Source organism: Deinococcus pimensis DSM 21231 (assembly GCF_000519345.1).
GTDB classification, from domain to species: Bacteria; Deinococcota; Deinococci; order Deinococcales; family Deinococcaceae; genus Deinococcus_A; species Deinococcus_A pimensis.
On record NZ_KI912663.1, the window covers coordinates 3,846 to 6,566 of the forward strand.

Below are 2,721 nucleotides of genomic sequence, written 5' to 3' on the forward strand. Positions count from 1 at the left end.
CGCCTCTCCGGCGACTTCCGTGACGCCGTCGCGGACCTCACGGCGGCCGCCCCCGCCGCGGGCGCGGACCTCATGGTCATCGACGCGGGCGAACTCGGCCTCGACGAACTGCACCTCCCGGGCTCCGGCGTGACCCTCGCGCTCGGACGTGTCCGCGAGGGCCAGGCGACCCTCACGCTGACCGGCGACGTGTCGGTCCGCGCGGGCGCGGCCTTCCTGCAGGGCGTCGCGGAACTCCTCGAAACGCCCATCCGCCTGATGATCTGAAGCCCGCGAGGACGCCCCGCGTCCCGCTTCCCGAAACCCCTGGTACACTGAGGCACGGTGCCACGCACCGTGCTTTTTTTTGCCGTGAGGCGGCGCGGGCGCGGCGAGACTCCACCAGAGTGAGCGTGACGGGTGGTCACGCCGGGAGGGAAGGACGACATGCCGGGAATCGCGATTGTGGGCGCCCAGTGGGGCGACGAGGGCAAGGGGAAGATCACGGACTTCCTCGCGCCCGCCGCGGACTACGTGGTGAGGTACCAGGGCGGCGCCAACGCCGGTCATACCGTCAACGCGCGCGGACGGACCTTCAAGCTCAACCTGCTGCCGTCGGGCGTGCTGCACGAGGGCGTCGTCAGCGTCCTCGGGGACGGCATGGTCATCGACCCTTGGAAGTTCGTGGAGGAACGCGCGAGCCTGCTCGAGGCGGGCCTCACGCCGGACCTGCGCGTCAGCGACCGCGCGCACCTCGTGCTGCCGCACCACAAGCACGTGGACGGCCGCAAGGACTTCGTCGGCACCACGGGACGCGGCATCGGCCCCGCCTACGCGGACCGCGCGCGCCGCGTCGGGCTGCGCTTCGGCGACCTCGTGGACGACGCCGTGCTGCTCGAACGGCTCGAACGCCTCATCGAGGCCAAGCCCAACAGCACCCGCGAGGTCGGCTGGACCGACGCGCGCACCGCCATGGAGAGCCTCGCGGAGATCCGCGCCCTCATGCTGCCCTTCGTCGCGGACACGGGCTCGCAGCTGCGTCGCGCGCTGGGCGAGGGCCGCAACGTCCTGTTCGAGGGCGCGCAGGCCACCCTGCTCGACCTCAACTACGGCACCTACCCCTTCGTGACGTCCAGCCACCCCAGCGTCGGCGGCATCCTCGTCGGGGCGGGCGTCAACCACAAGGCCATCTCGAAGGCGTACGGCGTCGCGAAGGCCTTCAACACCCGCGTCGGCCACGGGCCCTTCCCGACGGAGGTGTCCGGCGAGATGGAACTGCGGCTGCGCGGCGACGGCAGCCAGCCCTGGGACGAGTACGGCACCACCACGGGCCGCGCGCGCCGCGTCGGATGGCTCGACCTGGAGCTGCTGCGCTACGCCGTGGACGTCAACGGCCTCGACGGGCTCGTCATCAACAAGATGGACGTCCTCGCGGGCCTGGAGACGGTGCCCGTCTGCGTCCGTCACGACGAGCACGGCCTGCCCGTCTACCGCGAGATGAAGGGCTGGGCTTCCACGGAGGGCGTCACGTCCCGCGCGACGCTCCCGAAGGAGGCGCAGGCGTACCTCGACCTCATCGAGGAGCAGACGAACTGCCCCGTGGTGATCTTCTCCTGCGGTCCGGAGCGCGAGAAGACGTACGGCGAGGTCAGCTGGAACTGAGAACTCAAGGTTTGCTCAGGGGCGGCGGGACGCTGTGACCGCCGCCTCCGGGTTGAAATGAGATCGTGGCGTGGACGGCGAATCGGTCGCCGCCCGCTTCCCGCGCCGACCCGCCCAGCGCTTCATTGGCGGAACGGTGACAGTCCCCCCTCCTGGGGCGCGCCTAGACTGGCGGGCATCCCGACAATCCCCCCGTCGCCCCAGGAGAACCCCATGACCCTCACAGGAAACATCGAAGTGGACGAACTCGAACGACTCCAGGACAGCGACACGCTGCCCGAATCCCACATCCGCACCGAGGGGCTCGCCGACCTCACCCACCGCTGGCTCGAAGCGATCGGCGAGGACCCCGACCGCGAGGGCCTGCTCAAGACGCCCCAGCGCGTCGAGAAGGCCTGGCAGTTCATCACGCGCGGCTACCGCCTCGACCTGCGCGAGGTCGCCAACGACGCCGTCTTCGCGGCCGAGGGCTCCGAGATGGTCATCGTGAAGGACATCGAGTTCTACTCCATGTGCGAGCACCACATGCTGCCCTTCTTCGGGCGGGCGCACATCGGCTACATCCCGGACGGGAAGATCCTCGGCCTCTCGAAGTTCGCGCGCGTCACTGACATGTTCGCGCGCCGCCTGCAGGTGCAGGAGCGCATCACCACCCAGATCGCGGAGGCCGTGCAGGAACTCCTGGAGCCCAGGGGCGTGGCCGTCGTCCTGGAGGGCGTGCACCTCTGCATGGCGATGCGCGGCGTGGAGAAGCAGCACTCCAGCACCACCACGAGCGCCATGCGCGGCGTGTTCCGCGACGACCCGCGCACCCGCGCGGAGTTCATGACCGCCATCCGGCAGCGCTCCGTCACGATGTGACCGTCAACCGCACCCTCACCGCCATCCCGGGCTTCCGCGTGGGGCACTGGACGGACCCCGTGGGACTCACGGGCTGCACCGTGATCCTGTGCCCGCCGGGCGGGGCCGTGGCGTCCGCGTCGTTCCTGGGGCCCTCGCCCGGCACGCGCGAGGGGGTGCTGCTCGCGCCCGAGAAGCGGGTGGAGCGCGTGCACGCGCTGCTCCTGACGGGCGGCAGCG

3 protein-coding genes and 1 pseudogene are annotated in these 2,721 nt (G+C 70.7%); all 4 read left to right on the forward strand.

Features of this window, described 5'->3' with window-relative positions:
* Positions 1-267: pseudogene (locus tag DEIPI_RS40240) on the forward strand (E3 binding domain-containing protein); the annotation flags it as partial.
* Positions 268-426: 159 nt separating this feature from the next.
* Entirely contained in the window at positions 427-1,641 is a 1,215-nt protein-coding gene (locus DEIPI_RS0117555) for an adenylosuccinate synthase (protein WP_027482616.1), read from the forward strand.
* Positions 1,642-1,854: 213 nt separating this feature from the next.
* The gene (gene folE / locus DEIPI_RS0117560; RefSeq protein WP_027482617.1) at positions 1,855-2,502 is read left to right on the forward strand and encodes a GTP cyclohydrolase I FolE; all 648 of its coding nucleotides are present in this window, start codon (positions 1,855-1,857) and stop codon (positions 2,500-2,502) included.
* Positions 2,499-2,721 (forward strand): P1 family peptidase (locus tag DEIPI_RS0117565; RefSeq protein WP_027482618.1); only part of this gene is annotated, 223 nt, incomplete at its 3' end. The genes folE and DEIPI_RS0117565, both read left to right, overlap by 4 nt.